This is a genomic window from Thalassoroseus pseudoceratinae (assembly GCF_011634775.1).
In the GTDB taxonomy this organism is placed as follows: Bacteria; Planctomycetota; Planctomycetia; order Planctomycetales; family Planctomycetaceae; genus Thalassoroseus; species Thalassoroseus pseudoceratinae.
This window is the reverse complement of the sequence record NZ_JAALXT010000003.1, coordinates 915,078-935,107: the sequence shown is the minus strand read 5'-3', so window position 1 is coordinate 935,107 and position 20,030 is coordinate 915,078. Positions and strand designations below refer to the sequence as shown.

The 20,030-nt window shown below is 53.4% G+C and carries 15 protein-coding genes; 11 read left to right on the top strand and 4 right to left on the bottom strand.

The genetic code is table 11. The annotated features are described in order from the left end of the window. The first annotated feature begins 161 nt into the window (after positions 1-161). On the top strand, positions 162-668 hold the full coding sequence (locus G6R38_RS13625; RefSeq protein ID WP_166826170.1) for a sterol desaturase family protein: 507 nt from the start codon (positions 162-164) through the stop codon (positions 666-668). On the opposite strand, the gene G6R38_RS13620 is transcribed toward G6R38_RS13625, so the two are convergent. Continuing rightward, positions 637-4,674: an FHA domain-containing protein gene (locus tag G6R38_RS13620; RefSeq protein WP_166826167.1), complete on the bottom strand. Its 4,038-nt coding sequence runs from the start codon at positions 4,672-4,674 to the stop codon at positions 637-639. The genes G6R38_RS13625 and G6R38_RS13620 overlap by 32 nt on opposite strands. Before the next feature lie 370 nt (positions 4,675-5,044). On the opposite strand from G6R38_RS13620, the gene G6R38_RS13615 reads away from it, so the two are divergent. Continuing rightward, entirely contained in the window at positions 5,045-5,233 is a 189-nt protein-coding gene (locus G6R38_RS13615; RefSeq protein ID WP_166826162.1) for a hypothetical protein, read from the top strand. Between the two features lie 97 nt (positions 5,234-5,330). Here G6R38_RS13615 and G6R38_RS13610 read toward each other — a convergent pair whose 3' ends face one another. The 3 genes from G6R38_RS13610 to G6R38_RS13600 form a co-directional block, all read right to left on the bottom strand. After that, on the bottom strand, positions 5,331-6,185 hold the full coding sequence (locus G6R38_RS13610) for an SDR family NAD(P)-dependent oxidoreductase (protein ID WP_166826159.1): 855 nt from the start codon (positions 6,183-6,185) through the stop codon (positions 5,331-5,333). A gap of 192 nt (positions 6,186-6,377) precedes the next feature. After that, positions 6,378-7,361, bottom strand: a complete 984-nt coding sequence (locus G6R38_RS13605) for a DUF1559 family PulG-like putative transporter (protein WP_166826156.1) — start codon at positions 7,359-7,361, stop codon at positions 6,378-6,380. 208 nt (positions 7,362-7,569) lie between these two features. Beyond that, positions 7,570-7,926: a hypothetical protein gene (locus G6R38_RS13600; protein WP_166826152.1), complete on the bottom strand. Its 357-nt coding sequence runs from the start codon at positions 7,924-7,926 to the stop codon at positions 7,570-7,572. Between the two features lie 160 nt (positions 7,927-8,086). On the opposite strand from G6R38_RS13600, the gene G6R38_RS13595 reads away from it, so the two are divergent. The 9 genes from G6R38_RS13595 to G6R38_RS27850 all read left to right on the top strand — a co-directional run bounded on the left by G6R38_RS13595 (position 8,087) and on the right by G6R38_RS27850 (position 19,979). Continuing rightward, positions 8,087-10,486: a PSD1 and planctomycete cytochrome C domain-containing protein gene (locus tag G6R38_RS13595; RefSeq protein WP_166826147.1), complete on the top strand. Its 2,400-nt coding sequence runs from the start codon at positions 8,087-8,089 to the stop codon at positions 10,484-10,486. 23 nt (positions 10,487-10,509) lie between these two features. Next, the gene (locus G6R38_RS13590; protein WP_166826144.1) at positions 10,510-11,406 is read left to right on the top strand and encodes a DUF58 domain-containing protein; all 897 of its coding nucleotides are present in this window, start codon (positions 10,510-10,512) and stop codon (positions 11,404-11,406) included. A 425-nt stretch (positions 11,407-11,831) separates the two neighbouring features. Next, on the top strand, positions 11,832-12,779 hold the full coding sequence (locus G6R38_RS13585; protein ID WP_166826140.1) for an ABC transporter ATP-binding protein: 948 nt from the start codon (positions 11,832-11,834) through the stop codon (positions 12,777-12,779). A 75-nt stretch (positions 12,780-12,854) separates the two neighbouring features. Further along, on the top strand, positions 12,855-14,903 hold the full coding sequence (locus G6R38_RS13580) for an ABC transporter permease (RefSeq protein ID WP_166826137.1): 2,049 nt from the start codon (positions 12,855-12,857) through the stop codon (positions 14,901-14,903). Further along, on the top strand, positions 14,900-16,312 hold the full coding sequence (locus tag G6R38_RS13575) for a hypothetical protein (protein ID WP_166826133.1): 1,413 nt from the start codon (positions 14,900-14,902) through the stop codon (positions 16,310-16,312). The genes G6R38_RS13580 and G6R38_RS13575 overlap by 4 nt, the downstream gene beginning before the upstream one ends. 144 nt (positions 16,313-16,456) lie before the next feature. Then, positions 16,457-16,918, top strand: a complete 462-nt coding sequence (locus G6R38_RS13570; RefSeq protein ID WP_240928190.1) for a hypothetical protein — start codon at positions 16,457-16,459, stop codon at positions 16,916-16,918. Positions 16,919-16,929: 11 nt separating this feature from the next. Next, positions 16,930-17,229, top strand: a complete 300-nt coding sequence (locus G6R38_RS13565; RefSeq protein ID WP_166826127.1) for a hypothetical protein — start codon at positions 16,930-16,932, stop codon at positions 17,227-17,229. A gap of 54 nt (positions 17,230-17,283) precedes the next feature. Then, positions 17,284-19,314, top strand: a complete 2,031-nt coding sequence (gene ligA, locus G6R38_RS13560; RefSeq protein ID WP_166826124.1) for an NAD-dependent DNA ligase LigA — start codon at positions 17,284-17,286, stop codon at positions 19,312-19,314. 143 nt (positions 19,315-19,457) lie between these two features. Further along, positions 19,458-19,979 (top strand): hypothetical protein, encoded by a 522-nt coding sequence (locus tag G6R38_RS27850; protein WP_206028573.1) that lies wholly within the window; start codon positions 19,458-19,460, stop codon positions 19,977-19,979. The last annotated feature ends 51 nt before the right edge of the window (positions 19,980-20,030 follow it).

The following is a 20,030-nucleotide window of genomic DNA, read 5'->3' as shown; positions in this document are numbered from 1 at the left end:
GAATTGAAGACCTTCGAAGTCGGCTGTTGATTCGCCGACTCGAACCGCCGTAAAATATGACAGGGAAAGGCGAAGCGAAGATCACCTGAGTGCTCAAATCCGGTCCATTTGTGGCTGGAGGGCGTGTTCAAGAGCCGACATTCCCATCAGATTCAACCACAATGATGACACAATCCGAGTTCACCGAATTTGGCATTGCATTTGGCATCGCCCTCGTATTCGCAAGTCTCGTGGAATACGTCGTCCATCGTTGGATGCACGGCAGAGGGTTTCTTAGCAAGAAGCACGCACGACACCACCAAGACGGTGATGGGCAAGGATGGTTCTTCGAATTCTGCGATTACACTTTGGGAAGCCTACCGATTCTGTGGTTCGGTTTCCTGTATTCGATCCCTGCGGGCTTGGGCTACGCGATTGGCGGCATTCTTTACGCTGCGCTCTCGGCGTATGCCCATCAGCTCCAGCATGAATACCCCGAGATGGTGTTCTGGATGCCCCGCCCAGTTCACTACTTGCATCATCATCACAAAATGTGGCGACACAACTTCGGAATCTTAGTTGATATCTGGGATCGAATTTTCGGCACCTACAAACCTGTGGAACCGACAGACGACACCTCATTACCGAATCGGACACTTAGCAAGTTGATTCGAATTCGTTGGTTTTAGCCGATGGACGTTCCTTCCGCTTGCTCTTCGACTTTGGAACACGCTTCAATTCACGAAGCGACTTCGCCAATTCGACACAGACATAGCCACCGCCCAACACGGCGATCGGTGCGAAGATCTTCGAATGTGGCATGTTGAAGCCAAGCAGAACTCCGGCTGTTGCAAAACACGTTGTCGCAAGTCCGATTTTAAGCAAGACAGCATTCCGCAACTTGTTCCAACTATGACGAGCCACCGCACTCTGAGCCGTGAAATTGGCCAGTTCACGCATCGTCGCCAAGCCTGCACGTTCCGCTTCTTTGTCGATTTTCTTTCTCGGAACTTTTGGTTCCGCCGGTGGTGTTTCGTCCTCGACCGTATCCGTCGATTCCTTCCGAATCGCATTCGGTTCGGTCACGGAAAGTGGTTCTTCCTTGACCGGTGCCGAGGTTGCGGCGTCTGTGGTTCCCGGTTTTCGATTTCGGGCTAAGAGTCGCTCCATATAGAGAGCGATGGAATCTGGATTGTCGACATCAATCTCTTCTTGGACCTGATCGTCAGTGTTGTCCACACTTGAAGTCGCGATCGAATCCAACTCCGGCGACTCAACAGAAGACGACTCAACATCTTCACTTGATCGATCTGTATCAAAGATATCGAATGGATCAGAGTTAGGCTCCATTTGACTCGTTGGCGAGTCGTGCGTCTGATCCGATTCAATGCCGAACATTGCCGCAAGTTCCGGCCGCATTCCGGAAGATGTCGGTTCTGAGTCCTTGATTGGCTCAGCAGTGTCAGTGCTACCATCGAACTGATTGGCATTATCGTCGGCGGTGACTCCGAGTCGTGCCAACGCTTCTGAGATGAGATCATCACCATCAACTTCCGAACTCTCGGATTCCGTTGGCGAATCTAGTTCATGAGACTCTTCTTCAGTGTTCTCTGCAAAAGCTGCAAATGGATCGTAGGCTTCATCTGTGTCATCCGTCGTAGTTGTCGATTCATTTTCAATCTTAGCGAGATCTTCAAGATTATCGACTTGGTCTGCATTGCTATTCTCAATGCTAGGAGATTGTTGTTCCAAGTCTGCCTGTAAGGTTGCGAGTCTTGTCTTTTCTGCGTCTAAGCTTTCTCTTTCAAGTTCAATCTCCGCCCGCAGACGCTCAAGCTCTTCACGCTCGGCTGTGAACTCGTCTGCGCCGACAACTTCTCTAGTATTTTCCTCGTCAGTTTTCTCAATTGCCCCCAAAGCATCGACGAATGCGGCCCGGTGCTCAGTCAGAGCAGAACTCGTATCCTCAAGAGACGCTAACAGTTGATCAACTTCGACTTCTCGATTTGCGAGTTGCTGAGTTTGACGATCTAAGAATTGTTCTCGCTCCGCTAACGCAGATTGACGTGTTTCGAGTTCCTCGAATGCAATCCGCAGCTCTTCCGCTTGATTCAGCAACGCGAGCTTGTCGTCAATCTCTGATTTGTTCGGCTCTGGCACCGACCGAGACTCTAGTTGTCGTCGAAGCTCCTGCAGTTCTTCAGCTTGTTTTGCAAGAGCATCACAAGACTCCTCAAGTTCATTCCTCGCATTTCTTAGCTCGTGCTTGCACTGATCAAACTCGGCAGTCTCCTGGGACAGTCTGTTCTCAAGGCTAGCGACCTGCTCAGTCAGGGAAAGATTGGTTTCCTGATCTTCAGTCCGGTGTGTATGAAGGCTTTCGAGTTGCTGTCGAAGGTCAACCAACTCGGAGTCCTTGCTAGTCAGTTCCGATTTTAATCGTTCGACCTCGGATTCCAGCTGACTACAAGCTGTTTTTTGCTCAATGAACTGCGACTGTTGCGATGCAATCTGATCGCGTAGCGAAGTCAATTCATTCTGGGGCGCATCAGATTCTTGCTGCTGCGAGTGTTTGGTTTCCTGTGTGAACTTCTCACGCTCTTCGTTGAATGACTCCTTGTCTAACTGGAGTTGGCGACTTTCCTCATCCAATGAGGTTTGCCATGACTCCAATTCGGAACGCAGCTCCGTCATGGCGTCCATTTCTGTGGCCAGTTCTTGACGCTCTTGGTTCAGCGTCAAACGTTGAGCCTCGAACTCATCGCGTTCGCTAGCAAGTGCCTTTTTCTCTTTCTGTAGTTTTTCCTCGACCTCATCCAGTGAAACTTGTCGGGAATTTAACTCTTTCTGCAGTTCAGATAGTTTTTCGGTGTCAAGTTGTAGTGCGTAATTACGCTCGTTCAACGACTTCTCAAGTGACGAAATCTCTTCCTGCCGACTTGCTAGTGACTTAGTCTCCGTTTGCACTTGAGAGGATTGAGCGTCGAGCGATTCTTGCAGAGACTCAAGTTCTGTTCGAAGACGGGTTAACGCCTCAGATTCCTTTTCATGGGCTGCAACTCTCTCTTTAAGTGCTCTTTGATCAGCCTCGACTTGCTCTTGAAGTGATCGGAGTTGGTCTTCGGATTCAGTGAGAACTGTCTCTCGATGTGCAACGGAATCTTCTCGTTCCCGCAAAACCTCTTCCTGATCCGAGATCGTTGCTTCAGCCTGACAAACGGCCTCGAGGCGTTCATCGATTCGTCGTGCAGCTTCGACTAGTTCGCTACGTTCGCTGGCGACTTGCGTGCGGTCCGTCTCTAACTGCATTCGCAGTTGATTGAGTTCATGTTCCGTGTTGGTGTTTTGCGCTAATCGGTCGGCGACATCTTTTTCCCGTTCTTCGACCGCGCGTTGTCGACCCAGCAACTCTGTCGCTGCGGTGCTGAATTCCGCTTTCAGGTCGGAAAATACGTGGTGGTGTCGTTCAAGATCGTCTGCCTTCGTCTGAGAGTTGAGATACGCTGTCTCGAATTCGCGTTCTCGAACTTGTAGTTGTTCGACGCGACTCTCCAACTCCTGCTGTTGTCGCTCGAACTCCTGGCGTTGATATTCCCATTCCTCTTGACGTGACTGGAGTTCTTGCTGTTTTTGCTTGTATTCCGCGAACTGTTCGTTGAACGCTGATTCGCGTGTTTGAAGGTCGTCGAGACGATGACTAAGGTCTGTTTCGGCAGCGACTAGTTTTTCTTCGCGTCGACTAAGCTCCTCTGTCTGCCCTTGCAGCTTGTCTTGTTCTTCTTCGACGGATCGCATGAGCGAGCGATGTTGCTCTCGCTCACTATCGAGTTGCGAACGCTCATCGGCGAGCGACTCTTGCAGTTGCTCCTTCTCTTTGATGAAGTCGCTACGTTCACGATTTAGAGACTCTCTTTCGAGGCTGATCTTCGACTCCGCTTCGTCGAGTTTGGCTTCCCGAGTTGCAACTGTCGTCTCAAACTCTTCCGTCCTGCGTTGGAATGATCGTGTTTGTCTCTCCAGACTGTCTTCTTGTCGACGAAGATCCGCCGCGCGGTCCCGCAGTGCTGAGGACTCGGATTCCAGCGTCGCTCTCTGACGATTCATTTCCTCCTGAACCGACCGCTCTTCCGCAATCAACTCCTGCTCGCGGCTAGTCAGCACATCGAGTTTTCGTTCCAGATCGGCCCGCATTCTTGCAAGGCGATCGGCTTCGAGGTTGAGAAGGGATGTCGCACCGCTCGATTGACTTGGGGTGTTGGTGCTGGCTGGCAAGGAATGTGGTTCGGGGGACGTTGGGTTAGCGACACTCGACGAAGCGACTTGAGTGTTGCTGTGCTTCTGAATTTCCTCCTGAGTTGCGGCCCGCACGCGGAACTCGACTGGTCCGATTGCAATCCGGTCCCCAGGATTGAGAACGGCTCTACGAAACGGACCATCGTTGTGCCACGTTCGTGAATCCGAAGCTTCGAGGATTGTTTGATGAGCTGCGACGGAGATCGTCGCGTGACGCGGTTGTACGCCGGGCACGATCAACTGAATCGCACAGTCTTCCGCGGAACCGATCGTCCATTCGCCGCGTTCCAGAAGTACAGCTCGAATGTTGGCAATTCGGCGGGTTGGTTCAAGCACCAAACCGATCGCCACGTCTCCTTGGATTGAACGGTTCTTAGAATCCTCGTCGGAGACGGCGAACATGAACGATTCCTTTGCCTCAATACGTGCCCACAAACAGCCACTGCGGGTAGCGGCTCGACGGCGAAGTGAATTCAAGCCATCAATGATCTATACTCCCAATTTGTTCGTTCGTCAAAATGGGAGTCGATGTCTGGGCACGGGAAGTGGGCAAAGACTTCCGATGATGCGGGTCAACATGTTGTTATAATCGCTAGAGGCGGTAACATGCCGACAAATGTCTTATTCGGACAGCGAGAAAGCGTGATCTGTGAAGGATTCGAGAAGCGATAAATCCTACGAGATCATATGTGGTTGCGGTCATCAATGGACCGGCGGTCGACTGAAACGTCCGCAAAACGTCCCTTGCTCAGAATGTGGGGAACGTTACTTGGTGCTGCCGCAACCACAGCCGTTACCGGAGACGTTCACAAAAGCCGACGCGATGCGAAAACGTCGGCGATCGAAGCGATTCAAGTTACAGTGGCCGTTTTCACTGGTGGAGTCACTAGTGTTACTGATCGGCCTCGCATTGGTTGTTGCCGGGTATCTTTGGAAGCTGAACCATCCCATCGATAACTAGACACTGTCTGGATCTTCTTCGTCTGCGGTGGCCTTGAGAACGCCTTCATACCCAGTCATCGTGAAACCGAAGTCGATACGATGAACAGTCGACTGTCCTACGCAGCGCGGGAGCGTTGTTGTGAGCTTTCGACGGGCTTTGCAGGAGTCGCCTTGTGCTTTTTCTTTCTTCCGATTTGACTGAGTGCGTCCAGGAACCAAGGAGCGATGCGTTTGGTCGTATAAAGCATATGAGCGAGCGGCGTGAGTAGGATCATCCGTTTGTTCTTGCGGATCGCCTTGACGGCCGCTTTTGCGACTTTTTCTTCCGTCGTGCAGATCCATCGTGGCGGAGTTGGGACTGGTTTCTCGGGACGACCGCCAGCCGCGTTCTCGTAGAGTTTCGTCCGAACCGGACCGGGACACAGCACAGAGACTCCAATGCCCTTGCGACCATACTCGGCACGCAGAGCCTCACTGAAACCGACGATACCAAACTTCGAGACGTGATAAGCGGCGAACCGCCCTCCCGCCACCAGACCAGAGATGCTTCCCATATTGAGAATATGCGATTCTGGCCGCTCTAGCAGTGTTGGCAGCAACTCCTGAACAAGCCGGACTGGCGCTCGGAGATTGATATCGAGAATCCAATCCCATTGTTCGGCGGTCATCTTATGAGTCGGGCCGTAGTAAGCCACACCGGCATTGTTGACGAGAATGTCAACATGCTGCCAACGTTTTTTGAGGTCTTCAACCGCGGCGGTGATGTCTTCGGGCTTGGTCAGGTCGCATTGACGACCCACCGCACAGACCCGGAGGGCAGTTACCTCAAAGATCACTTCGTTGAGGCCGGCCTCGTCGATGTCGAGCAGGAACAGATCGACACCTTCATGAGCCAAAGCCAATGCGATAGCACGTCCCAAACCGGATGCCGCTCCGGTGACAAGAGCTTTTTTTCCACGTAATGTCTTCATGCCCGGCTTCCCTGCCTTCGCGTCGCGACTGGTGTACGGCACGGATACTAACGAAAATCCACGTTCTAAGAAAAGGCGTCTTTTCGCCAAGCGATCGTAAGCTCACCGCTCTATGGAACAAAAAAAACGCCACGTCCCAGATGGAAGTGGCGTGGCCGATTGGTATTTGTGGTTCGATTGCTGACAAGTCTTCTACTGCGGCAAACTGACCCGTTCGCTACCATTACGAGTTGCAATGGCGTTCAGAACAACGGAATCAATCGACTTGGAAATCCGTTGCGAACGTCCATCGCAGAATGCCACCTGGCAAACGCCGCCGTGCCAGCTTCCGAACCCAAAATAATGTTGGTTGCCGTTGGACCAATAACTATCGAAGTTGGACCGATCGGGACGCAGGCGGGCACAACAACTGGTTCCATCTGGCCAGAACCCCATGAGACTGTCGGCGGCGAGCATCGTATTGGTACTGCCATCGACCTGAACGTCTCGCATCCGGACTTCACTGCCTGGGTACAATACGCCGTTCAAAGCGGCCATCGGATTTCCATTGGAATCGGTGACGACATTACCGCTGCTGTCAAACTGCGATGTGCCCATGTTCCCACGATAGGTCGAGAATCCAGTTCGTGGAGAAACTTGATTGATGCCAGGAAGACTGGCACTCGGACAGACATAAACTGGAATTTCGACCGCGATCGCTTGGACGTTGACACCCTGGTTCTTTGCCGTATCCCATTGGGGATCGACATTGCCTTGCTCGATTCCATCGAGGATTGCCGCATGCCAAGGCCACTCCGCTGTCATTTGCCAGTTCGAGATGACAGGCATCGTGGGAGGCGAGTCGTAGCTGATTGCATCGGTAATGGTGGCTGGTGATTGCAGTTGAATGTTGACCGAAGACAGTGTATTCCCACCCGCATCGGTCGGCTGAGCGCTGTTTCCAGCGGGGAAAACACCATGTTGATCGTGATAGGTTTGAATCGCGATTCCGAGCTGGTGCAGATGATTCAAACACTGCGTCTGCCGAGCACTTTCCCGCGCCGATTGGATCGCCGGAAGTAACAACGCGATCAGAATGGCGATGATCGCCATCACAACGAGCAACTCGACGAGTGTGAAGCCAGTTCGGCATCGAAGATTGGGGCGGATAGTTGACCGCGCGAAATCAACTTTCATGAAGTGTCTCCAAGCAAACGTGACTTCGACGGGATCCCACCGAAACCACCAATAATGGCATCCGATTCGCAGATCGGAACTGTATCCATTCAACCCAGTGCGAGAGTCGGAGCGGCGAATTCAGAATGGTGTTGTTCAAACAATCCCTATAAGCATACGGGATGCCGAACTAAAAATCTATCCCGATTTTCTGGGGCTTTCGGACCATTTAGCAGATGTCCGCGAAAGAAACATCGGCAATGAACTTGGCATATTGGATGGGCTCGACTGCTGCCGAATCCGCTTTCTCATCGCGAAACTTCTCCCATAATTCGTAGATCTCGACATCAATCATCTCATCCAGGCCCAATTGATTCCGGAAGGTGGTTCGCCAATCCTTTTTTCCACCGAATGCGGTTCGAACCGCCTGGGCGACTTGACGTTCCGTCGGCTCATCGAGTTCCCCGATTGTGTCGAGAATGTAGTTTTCCAGCAGAATGAGGAGCGGTCGGTTTGCGTACCGTTGGGGATCCGGTTCCGCGGAGGGCCAGACATCGGGGGGCTCGATCGGGAGTTCTTCGCTCATCGGATACCTGAAATCGTTGCTGCTGGTTCAATTGACGACGGACACATCTTTGCAATTCCCACGACCACTCGACATTATAAACGATAAGTTCGCGAATTTGGCCGTCCGAAGAACCATTCTGGTCGAATTTGAGCCGTGTTCCTTCTGAGGGTGTCTTACGATGCGATCCTTTGCCTGTGTGGTCATCGGACTGGTGTTCCAAGCCGGGTTCGCAAGTTTGACGGTCAAAGCCGGCGACGAAATTGATTTCAACCGAGATGTGCGTCCGATCCTCTCGGAACATTGTTTCGCGTGTCACGGCCCGGACCAGAACGTTCGCGAGGCGGAACTGCGACTCGACACCAAAGACGGGTTGTTCGAGGATCGCGGCGGATATCACATTATTGATGTCACGGATGTCAACGAAAGTGAATTGCTTGCTCGGGTAACGAGCGACGACCCGAGTCTTGTGATGCCACCGGCGGATTCGAACAAGCCACTCACTCCGGAACAGATCGCAACGCTAAAACGCTGGGTCACCGATGGCGCAAAATGGGAAGGTCACTGGGCTTACGTGGTTCCTGTTCGATCGAAAGTGCCTGATGGCAACGACTCACACCCGATTGACCGCTTTGTACGGGCTCGGCTGAACTCGCGTGGATTGGAACCATCTCCGCCAGCCCAGCGAGAGGTTCTTATCCGCCGATTGTCGTTCGATCTGCGTGGGCTTCCACCGTCAGTCGAGGAAGTTCGCCAGTTCCGGCAAGATGACGGGGCGGATGCCTACGGTCGTCTTGTTGATCAGTTTCTCGACTCGCAAGCCTTCGGCGAACGGATGTCGCAGTATTGGCTTGATCTTGTGCGGTATGCGGACACCAACGGGATTCATGGCGACAATCACCGGAATATCTGGCTTTACAGAGATTACGTCATTCGGTCATTCAATGAGAACAAGCCGTTTGACGAAATCACGATCGAACACCTTGCTGGCGATTTGCTCCCAAACGCAACCGACGAGACTCGGATCGCGTCCGGCTACAATCGGCTCCTGATGACGACTCGCGAAGGCGGAGCCCAACCCAAGGAATACACTGCGAAATACGCGGCGGATCGCGTGCGAAATGTCTCCGAGGTTTGGCTTGGCACGACAATGGGGTGTGCGGAGTGCCATGACCACAAGTACGATCCCGTCCTGACAAAAGATTTCTATGCGATGGAAGCCTTCTTCGCCGACATCCAGGAGACGCCCGTCGGCCAGCAGAAAGAGACAGCATTTCCGACCGCAAAGCAAAGTCAGACGCTAAAAAATCTGGACAACGAAATTGCTCAGCTTCGTGAAGAACTCAAGAAACGAGAGTCCAAGTTTGCAGTCGCGGAGAAGCCGGACGGCAAAACGAAACCTGATGACATTCGTGTTCTAGCGACTCCGGAATTGAACCCACTGCGGGATCGGTTGAAGAAACTCGAGCAGTCTCGGAAACAGGTCGATCAAGGGATCCCGCGGACATTGATCACCACCGCCGTGAAACCGCGAACCATTCGTGTTTTGCCACGCGGGAACTGGCTGGACGATTCCGGCCCCGTGGTGAGTCCGGCAACACCGGAATTCCTCCCGCCACTCACGACAGACGGTCGGGCAGATCGACTGGATTTGGCTCGCTGGTTGGTGTCGGAACAGAACCCGTTGACGGCCCGAGTGTACGTCAATCGGCTCTGGGCACTCTTCTTTGGTGAGGGGTTGGCCCGCTCGCTTGGTGATTTGGGCTCGCAAGGCACTTGGCCCACCCACCCGCGTCTATTGGATTGGCTAGCGGTCGAGTTTCGAGAAAGCGGTTGGGACGTCAAGCATATGGTGCGATTGATTGTGACATCGAAGACATATCAACAATCCTCGCAAACCAGCCCGTCACAACGTGAAGCCGACCCGTTTAACGAATGGTTGGCTCGACAGTCTCGGTGGCGACTACCAGCAGAAACGATCCGGGACAACGCACTGGCCGTCAGCGGGTTGTTGGACAAAACGATCGGCGGCCCGAGCGTGAAGCCGTATCAACCGGCCGGCTATTGGAGTCACCTCAACTTCCCGCGTCGAAAATGGCAAGCCGACTCCGGCCAGAAGCAATATCGCCGTGGTTTGTACACGTATTGGTGTCGAACGTTCCTGCACCCCAGCATGCTCGCCTTCGATGCCAGCACACGTGAGGAATGCACGGTTCAACGCCCTCGATCCAACACGCCCCTTCAGGCGTTGGTCTTGTTGAATGACCCAACCTATGTGGAAGCGGCTCGACAATTGGCTGCCACGATTTTACAAAACGCGGGGTCATCCGATGACGCTCGCATTGAGGCGATCTATCTGAAAGTTTTGTCACGTCGACCCAGTGAAGAAGAGCTGGGGCTACTGGTCACGTTGGTTGATCGACATCGCAGCCAATACGCCGATGATCCCGCTGCGGTCGCCGAGCTTTTGTCTGTTGGACAGTCGGCCAGTCCTGCGACACTCGATCCGATCGAACTCGCCGCCTGGACGAGCGTGGCCAGAATATTGCTGAATCTGAACGAAACCATCACTCGTCCGTAAGATACTCACGGAAGTCAACATTCATGCGGACTGCGGAAAGCTATCTGAAACCGGAAGTCATCCAGACGGTGGCTCGCTTGGATCTGCGGGCAAGATTCATCGTGGAGGGGTTTCTCGCGGGTCTGCACGCCAGTCCCTTTCACGGGTTCAGTGTCGAGTTCAGTGAACATCGCCGATACAACACCGGTGACGACCCCAAGGACATCGATTGGCTTGTCTACGCGAAGACCGATCGGTTCTACGTCAAAAAGTATCAAGCGGAAACCAACATCACTGGTTATCTGATGCTCGACCTGTCCGAGAGCATGGGGTACACCTACCGTCAGGAATTGACCAAATTCGATTATTCGGTGTGCCTGGCAGCCGCGTTGGCGTACCTGATGATTCATCAGCAGGATCCGATCGGGCTGGTGACGTTCGACGAGGTGATTCGCAGTAGTCTTCCGCCGCGCAGCAAACGCACCCAACTCGGGCAAATGCTGGCGCTACTGTCTCAGGCAAAACCGGCGGGCGTGACCGATATTGGGGCCAACTTGCAACGCATGGCCGCCATGATTCGCCACCGTGGTTTGGTGATGCTGCTGTCCGATTTGCTGACCGATCCCGAACCTGTCATTGAGGGTATTCGGCTGCTTCGGCACGCCGGGCATGATGTCATCGTGTTCCATGTACTGGACGAAGCCGAAGTCACATTTCCATTCGATGGGCTCGTTGATTTTCAAGATCCGGAGAGCGGTGAGAACCTGGTCTTGGATGCCTCGGGTGCCCGGGCCGATTATCACGAGGCTGTGGAGGAATTGCGGTCGCGATACAAGAAGGAATGTCTTTCTGTCGGAGCGGATTATGTCGCGTTGGACACAAGTCTTCCCTTCGACAAGGCATTGCTGGAATATCTGTCGCAAAGACAAGCCCGTTTTTAAGAATTTTCGATGAAGCTTCCATCCGTTCACAGGGCAAATTGTTCGACGAATCCCTAGAATCGGCACTCCCGCAGCAATGACGGAACCGCAACGGGTATCGGCGCTTGCAATCGAAGTACGGTCACTCTACAGTGAAAACCACTGTCTTTAGGCAGATCCACTAACTCAACGAAGCGTTCAAAATCTGCTCCAACATCCGGTGTCGATGGCACGTAAGAGGTTTGAAAACCATGTCACCAAAACTCGTAAGTTTGGCGGGGGTCCCTTGGGAAACGCAAACTTTCGAGTGATCAACATGGGGCAAAACCCCAACTGCCTTCGAGTGGCCGGGCGTTGTTTCGAGCGTGACTGCTCCGTTGAATTCTGTTTGTATTTTCATTGGTTATTTCATAGTTTCCTCACTCTCCTTCCATCAAAGGTTTGCGATGAGTTCCGAACCGGTCATCGAGATTCGCAACTTAACTAAAGACTACCGAGACTTTTGGGGACGCCGAAAGACGCGAGCAGTCAACTCATTGAGTCTCACCATCAACAAAGGCGAGGTCTTTGGGCTTTTGGGGCCGAACGGGAGTGGCAAAACGACGACAATGAAGCTGCTCCTCGGGCTGCTTTTCCCCACGGAAGGCGATATCAGTATCTTTGGGGAACCGGCTCTCGAGGTTAAGAAGAACAGCCGAATCGGATATCTTCCCGAAGAATCCTATTTCTATCGCTTCCTGACCGCTCGCGAGACGTTGGACTTCTACGGCAAGCTATTCGGCATGTCGAAGAAGGAACGGAAGGAACGCAGCGAGCAACTTCTTGACCAAGTGAAACTCAATCCGCGATTCTGGAATCGGCAACTCAAAGAGTATTCCAAGGGGATGACCCGGCGGATCGGTTTGGCTCAGGCGTTGATCAACGACCCGGAATTGGTCCTGCTCGACGAACCCACCAGCGGTTTGGACCCGATCGGTCGTCAGGAGATGAAGGAGATCATCCAAGGTCTGCGGGAGCAAGGCAAGACCGTCGTGATCTGCGGTCACTTGCTGCCGGACATCGAAGAGATTTGTGACCGAATTGCGATTCTGTACAGTGGTGAATTGAAGGTCTTGGGCCGGTTCGACGAACTGTTGGTCTCGCAGGGGGAAACGCAACTGCTCACCAGCAGTCTCAGCGAAGAAGCCATGGCAGATGTGCGGGCGGCGTTGGCGAAACACGGTGCGGAAGTTCGCGAAGTCACGCATCCGACGAACAGCCTCGACGACCTCTTCGTGAATACCGTGAAGGAAAGTCAAGCTCGTCCGGGACGCCGATTCGTTCCTTCGGGGCAATCGCAATCCAGCGGTGAAACCGGCGACAGCCCCGCAACCGCGAGTTCAAACGACGAGTAATCCGGGGATTGAATACCGCAGCCATTTTCCACCATTTGATTATTCCTTGTTTCTTTCTTACGCGGACTGCCACCCATGTCCTTTGATCCCACACCGTTCGATTTTTGGGCGGGATTGTTGAGCTGGGGAATTGTCTTCGGGCTTTTCCTTCTCGTTGCCATTCTCATGGTCTTCGCCGCCGCATTGTTGTCTTCAAAATTCCGGTTTGGTGAAGCGTTTTCGCGAGTCTCCACCGGTCTCACCGCTGCCGGTTCGGACCTGTTCCGACTGTCTTGCGGTCGCATTTGGGCGTTGACTCAATTGACGATTCGCGAAGCGATCCGCCGGAAAATCTTGCTGGTGTTTGTCGTCTTTGGGGCGTTGTTTATGTTCGCCGGTTGGTTCCTGGCGGACTCGGAACTGCCGACCTCCGAACAGCAGGTGGAAGTTCACGTTTCCGTCATGCTGCGAATGATCAGTTGGTTGACGCTGCCACTCGTGCTTCTGATGTCTTGCTGGGGAATTCCCCAGGACATCAAGAACCGCGCGATGCACACGGTCGTGACGAAACCGGCTCGGCGTAGCGAAATCTATCTCGGGCGACTCTTCGGCTACAGCGCGGTGGGAACGTTGATTCTCGCCGTGATGTCGGTGATTGGTTACTTCTGGATCGTGCGACTCGTGCCCGCATCCGCGAAAGATGCCTTGGTGGCTCGCGTTCCCATTTACGGGAACCTGTCATTCCTTGGTCCCGGTGGTCAGCCGGCTCAACTCGGTGTGAATGTCGGCGACGTCTGGGACTTCCGGAGTTACATTGCCGGTGCGACCCAAGCCGCCGCAATTTGGGATTTTGATGGCATTGACGAATCCGATACCGTCAGTTTGCCGGTTCAGTCAGAGGAAATCGAGTCCTTCAGTCTCGACCCCAGAAAGAACGAAGAACAGCCTGCTGATTCTGGCACCGAAACCGCCGAGCGATTGCAACTCGAGACACACTTCGAATCGTTCCGGACCAACAAAGGCGACATGACGCAGGGGCTGCTTTGTCGCATGCGAATCGTTCGCGATCTCCGGAACCGCACCGCTCGGGCATTGGGCGCCGGCGTGAGTTTTCAAGAGTTGACCGGAATCATCGAAGAAGGGGAATTCGAGCAAGCCGCGATTCGGATGGCGGAATTCTCCAACGGGATCGAGACCGGTGCTCTTGAGGTCAGCAGTGCGGAATTGAACGCCGCGGCCTCCGGCTATCGAGACTTCGCTAATTTAATGGAACCATTTGTCGGGCAAGATGTCGGTTTTCCCGCAAGTGAGTTCGTCTCAGCGGCCAACGCTGTGGTGAGTGCTGGCGAAAACGGAGATGTCAAAGCGTTTGCCAGTGCCTTGAAAGCTCAGAGCGATCTCATCCGCGACAACGCTGAAGCACTCAATGCGAAATTGACCAACCTTGCAGTCGATCACTTGTTCCGCGTCAGTGAATATCACGGAGACCTGCACTACATTCCCCGGGAATTGTTTAGCGAGACCGGTGAGCAAGTCGACTTGTTCAATGATCTCTGCCACGGTGGACGCCTGCGAGTCGAGATTTTCTGTCTGAGCCCTGGCCAATACCTCGGGATGGCTCGCCCCGACTTGTTCATCCGAACGCCCGACCGTCCATTTGCGTCGGCCTATTTCAAAGCGGTCGCCGGTGACTGGATGATGATTCTTCTTGTCGTGACGTTCGGCGTGACTGCAAGTACATTCGTCAAAGGCCCGGTCGCCACGCTGCTCACGATCACCTTGGTCATCGTCGGAGCGGGATTCTATCCGTTCTTGGAGAAGTTGGTGCTCGAAGACCGATGGGGTTCGATCGAGTCTGTGAAACGGATTATCGATCACAAGAACCCGACTGTGGATCTCGAACAATCACGAAGCCAGGAAATCATCGAGCGGTTTGACTCAGGGATTCTTGGCGGGCTGGAAGTGGTCTACAAAACATTTCCGGACTTCCGTGTCTATAATTTGTCTCCATACGCAGCGGCTGGGTTCGATGTTCCGTGGTCAGCGGGACTTCTACGTGCAGTCGCCACGACAATTGCTTATTTCATACCGTGTTTTCTGCTCGGATATCTTTCCTTGCGATTCCGTGAATTGGAGTCCAAATGAACAATCTGTCCGCTCAACAGCGAAAATTGGTTTATCTCGGCGGGATTGTCCTGCTGTTGATTGCCACAATTCTTTTAGGGCGTCCATCTTCGGGCCCCGAAGATCCTGGTGGCGTTCTGGCACAGCAACGAGTTGAATACGAACTCGGTGAAAGCACGCTGGGGAATGTCGACCCATCGAGTGCCGCCATGAATTTGGTGCTGCTCGGGATGCGTGGCATTGCCGTCAATCAGCTGTGGATGCAGCACGATGAAATGAAGAAAGTGAAAGCGTGGGGTGAGATGCGGGCTTTGGCCGACAGCATCATCACACTCCAACCGCACTTCCTGGATGTGTGGCGTTATCACGGTTGGGACCTGGCGTACAACGTTTCGTCGCAGTGGGATGCCGTCGAAGACCGATATTTCTGGGTCAAAGAGGGCACGAAGTTCACCAAGGAAGGCCAACAACGGAACCAGAAGTTCCCCGAATTGGCGTGGGACGTTGGTCGACTCGTCGGTCATAAGATTGGTCGGTCTGATGAATGGCGGTTCTTCCGCAAGTTCTTCCTCAGCGACCCTGATCCGAAATTTGAAGGCGGGATCGATCCCGAAGTCAACGATCTCCGACGAGACAACTACCTGGCCGCTCGTGATTGGTTCGTCGAAGCGAATCGGATCGATTCACTTCCCGGCATTCGCCAGCACATTATGGCCCCGATGTTGTTCCGGCATTATCCTTCGCGGTCATACTTCGACTACGCGGATGCCTTACAACGCGAAGGGAAGTTCACCGACAAAACGGAATTGGCCTGGAGCCAAGCGTATCAAGATTGGATCGAGCGTTTCGGTCGCGAAGAATTTGAAACCAGTGCCGGCAAAATGTTTCTGGAGTCCACATCCGAAGAGATGCGGGAACTCGCTAAACGAGAAGGGATCGCGCCGGAAGAGAAAATCCGTCGCTGGCGGTTCTATCAAAACCTGACCAACTATCGGTACTGGCGGGAACGGGCTCGGTTGGAGAGCGATCCCGAAATGGCTCAGGCTCACCAAGAAATGTACGAAGGCCGACTGGCGTTCAAACGCGGAGAGTTTGTGTTTGGTCCCGATGGAACTCCGCCGGAATCGGTTCAGAAGTTGGAATCTGGCATGAAGAAGTTTTCCAACATGCTGAAGAAGGCGTCCGAAGTGCAAGCCAACTACGAAGACAAAGAGCTTCGCGAAGCCAACAAATACGATTTGGCCGAGGACCGCAACTTGGTGGAGGAAGGCATGTTGGCGTTGATCTACTGGCGTCGAGCATTGGAGCAGAACAATCGCGACATCCCCAGAGATTACCCTTTGAAATGGCTTTGGGACCGTGAACAGGAAAACATGGCCGAGTACCTTCAAGAATTCGAACGCGATTTGCGAACGGTTCCGGAGTCGTAGTCGCGACGCTCTGTCGGCAGATCGTCAGAATTCATCGTGAGTATCTATTCAGTGAATGAAAGGGCTAGGTTTTCTTTGTTTGAGGAATTCGAGTATGAGCGTCAATTTCGTGAGGCTTGGAACGCCGTCCGGATTGAACGCTCAATGCCATACACGCTCTTCACTTTCGGAGACAACGAGCTTCCTTACTACTTAGTTCTTGAGCCCGATGAACCGGGTGGCATGGTCGCCGTCCGGCGCGGACAGGTGAATATCACCCGCCCGCAATTAATTACACCAGACACGCTTCGACCAGAGTTCCAAGACTTCTTCGACGAAACCGATGGAGAGCACATGATTGATTTCTTGCTCTCCCGAACGGCGGCATTCTCGAATCTCCGCATGGTGAATCGGCGGGGTTCGGAGCGTCTGGTCACAGATAGTGTCGAGGAAGCGGTCGCCAAGCTCGAGCGTGAACTTGACGACGAAGAGGAAGACCGTGTCGCAATCCTGAGCGGTCCCAAACCACTCGCGGGAATGGCCGTTTTGCGGTATGTTGCCGATCGCGTCACCGAAAGCGCGCCAGGAAATATTCAAGAATTGCGAGATCGAGGCTTCCTTTCGTAAGCTCTTTGCCCATGAGCAACCAACCGCACCCATCCAACGACGATTCGCAGTCCCATCATCTCAATTTCTTTTTTCGTTTGGCCGTCGTCGTCGCTACTGTCTTTGTGGTAACAATTCTTGCCTTCGTGGCGGCAATTTTCGGTGATCCAACTTCACCCGCAATCCGTATCATCAACCATTACGGTGGACAAATGATATTGTGGGAAGTGGTCGCACTGCTTGTTGTCGTCGTTTTGGCAATGGTGGTCGATCAATGGCGAAATCGGAAGCCACGGGAAACTCTCACCGAACGCCCGACCTCAAAGCATTGACACACCACCGGTTTCACGCCATTCCACTCGGTTTCATGTGAAGGGTTTCCGTCAATGTCGGCTCGTGTGAAAACCAAAATTGAGAAGTTGCGTACGGAACTCGAACGGCATTCGCGACTGTACTACGTCGAAGCACGCCCCGAAATCTCGGACCTGGAATTCGACAAGCTCCTGAAAGAATTGGAGCAACTTGAACAGAAGCACCCGGAATACGATTCTCCCGACAGTCCTACGAAGAAAGTTGGCGGGGAACCCATCAGTGGCTTCGAGACCGTCGATCATCGAGTGCCGATGCTCTCGATCGACAACGTCTACGACGAAGCCGGCGTGATCGAATTCGACAAGCGTGTTCGGAAGCTTCTTCCCGATCAGAAATTGCATTACACGGTCGAATACAAAATCGATGGCGTCGCCCTGGCGTTGTTGTATGTGGACGGCGAACTCAAACGTGGCGTGACGCGGGGTAATGGCGAGCAAGGCGACGATATCACGCATAACGCCCGAACGGTTGGTGGAGTTCCGCTACGTTTGGCAGGCAAGAATCCGCCAAAGGAACTAGAGATTCGCGGCGAAGCCTACATCGGGAATGCGGATTTTGCCAAGTTGGTGGCTGAACAAGAGCAACGCGGCGAACAGCCGTACGCGAATTCACGGAATGCGGCCGCTGGCGCTTTGAAACTTCTCGATCCGAAACTCTGTGCAAAACGAAAGATTCGCTTCATCGCACATGGCGTGGGCTATTACGATCACGACTTCAAAACGCATCAGAAGTATTTAGCATCCCTCGCGAAAATGGGAGTTCCGGTCACGCCGAATGTCGAGGCATTTGAGACCATTGAATCGGCTCTCGAACGTGCGCACGTGCTAGCGGAAGACATTCATAGTCTAGATTTTGAAGTCGATGGGATCGTCATCAAAGTCGATGAGTTCTCCCTTCGTGATCAGTTAGGATCGCGAGGAAAAAGCCCGCGTTGGGTCATTGCATATAAATGGGAACGTTACGAAGCGGCCACCAAGGTTAACAGCATCACGGTCCAAGTGGGAAAAACGGGCACACTGACCCCGGTCGCGGAATTAGACCCCGTGCAAATCGCCGGCACGACGGTTGCACGTTCAAGTCTTCACAACTGGGATGAAATCCACCGGTTGGGTGTCCAAGTGGGAGACCACGTCATTGTCGAAAAAGCGGGTAAGATCATCCCGCATGTGGTCCGCGTTGAAGAGCACCTTCGTGACGGCACCGAAAAACCGTTTCCCCAGCCTACAGAATGCCCAGAATGCGCAGCTGATGTGACGCAAGACGAAGGCGGTGTGTACCTCCGGTGCGTCAATCCACAGTGTCCGGCACAACTCCGCGAGACGCTTCGGTATTTCGCCAGTCGGGAAGGGATGGATATCGACGGACTTGGTATCAAACTCGTCGAACAGCTTCTCGAAGCCGATCTTCTACGTTCAATTCCCGATCTGTATCGGCTTTCGAGCAAACGAGAAGAGATTCTGCAACTGGAGCGGATGGGGGAAAAGTCGGTAGATAAGCTGCTCGCTGGCATCGAACAATCCAAAGCCCAGCCATTGTGGCGACTGCTTACGAGTTTGAATATCCGTCATGTAGGGGCCAGTAGTGCTCGGTTGCTCGCGGATCGCTTTGGGACCATGGACGAATTGCAGAGTCAAGACGAAACGGCGATCGCGGACGTCGACGAAATCGGCCCCGTGATTGCCCACTCGGTCCATAGTTTCTTTGCCTCTGAGGTTGGAAAAACGTTGATCGATGAACTCCGAGAACTCGGACTGAATTTCGGTGAGCCGGTTGAAAAAACGGAGTCCGGTGCCAACTCGGGCGTTCTGGCTGGAAAGACGGTTGTGGTGACCGGAAAACTCAGCGAGCTGGATCGGAACGGTGCGAAGGAGTTGATCCATCAGCACGGCGGACGGGCATCCGGGAGCGTATCGAAAAATACCGATTATCTCGTCGCTGGTGAGAAAGCCGGTAGCAAGCTATCCAAGGCTGAGGAGTATGGCGTGAAGGTTCTGACCGAACGCGAGTTCTTAGACCTGATCGGCGAATCTCCAAAAACACCCTAATTTGCCCATTTTGTGCTTGTTATCTACTGTCACAACAATCATCATGACTCTCAGTTTCGCCGCAGGGGCCCGCTTTCCATTTCAGGGCCACGATGTGCGATTGAGCCACAATTGATTGACATTGGGAAATTGGAGGGGAACAAATGAAGTTGTCTCATTCACTCGCAGCGATCGCTGTGCTCGTTTTCGGCACGCAATCGTTCGCAGGTCACTGCTTCAAATCTTCGGAACCAGCATGCACGCCGACCTACACAACTTGCGAGCCGGTTTACTACGAAGTTGAAACGCCTTGCACATCTTGCGAGACGGAAGTGGTCGTCGAGTGTGAAAGCTGCCACGCGGAACCGGCATGCGAAGGCTGCTCTGAAGCGGAAGTCATCATTGTCGAAGAGCACATCGTTCCAGAAGCGGAAACGGTGATCATCGAAGAAGTCGAAACACCAGAGCCAAAGAAGCCGGAAGCCAAAAAGCCAGAGGCGAAAAAAGCTAAGAAGCCAGCGGCCAAGAAACCAGAAGCCAAAAAGGCCAAGAAGCCGGGCGCGAAGAAGGCCAACAAACCTGCTGGGAAAAAACCCGCTGCGAAGAAGCCAATGGCAAAGCCAAAGGCCGCTCCAAAACCACCAGCACCGCCAAAAGTCCCAGCGGCTGAGAAAGCCACGACATAGTCGCGAACGTTCAATGAACGATCCCGCTCAAAAAACAAGCCGGCTCCGAAC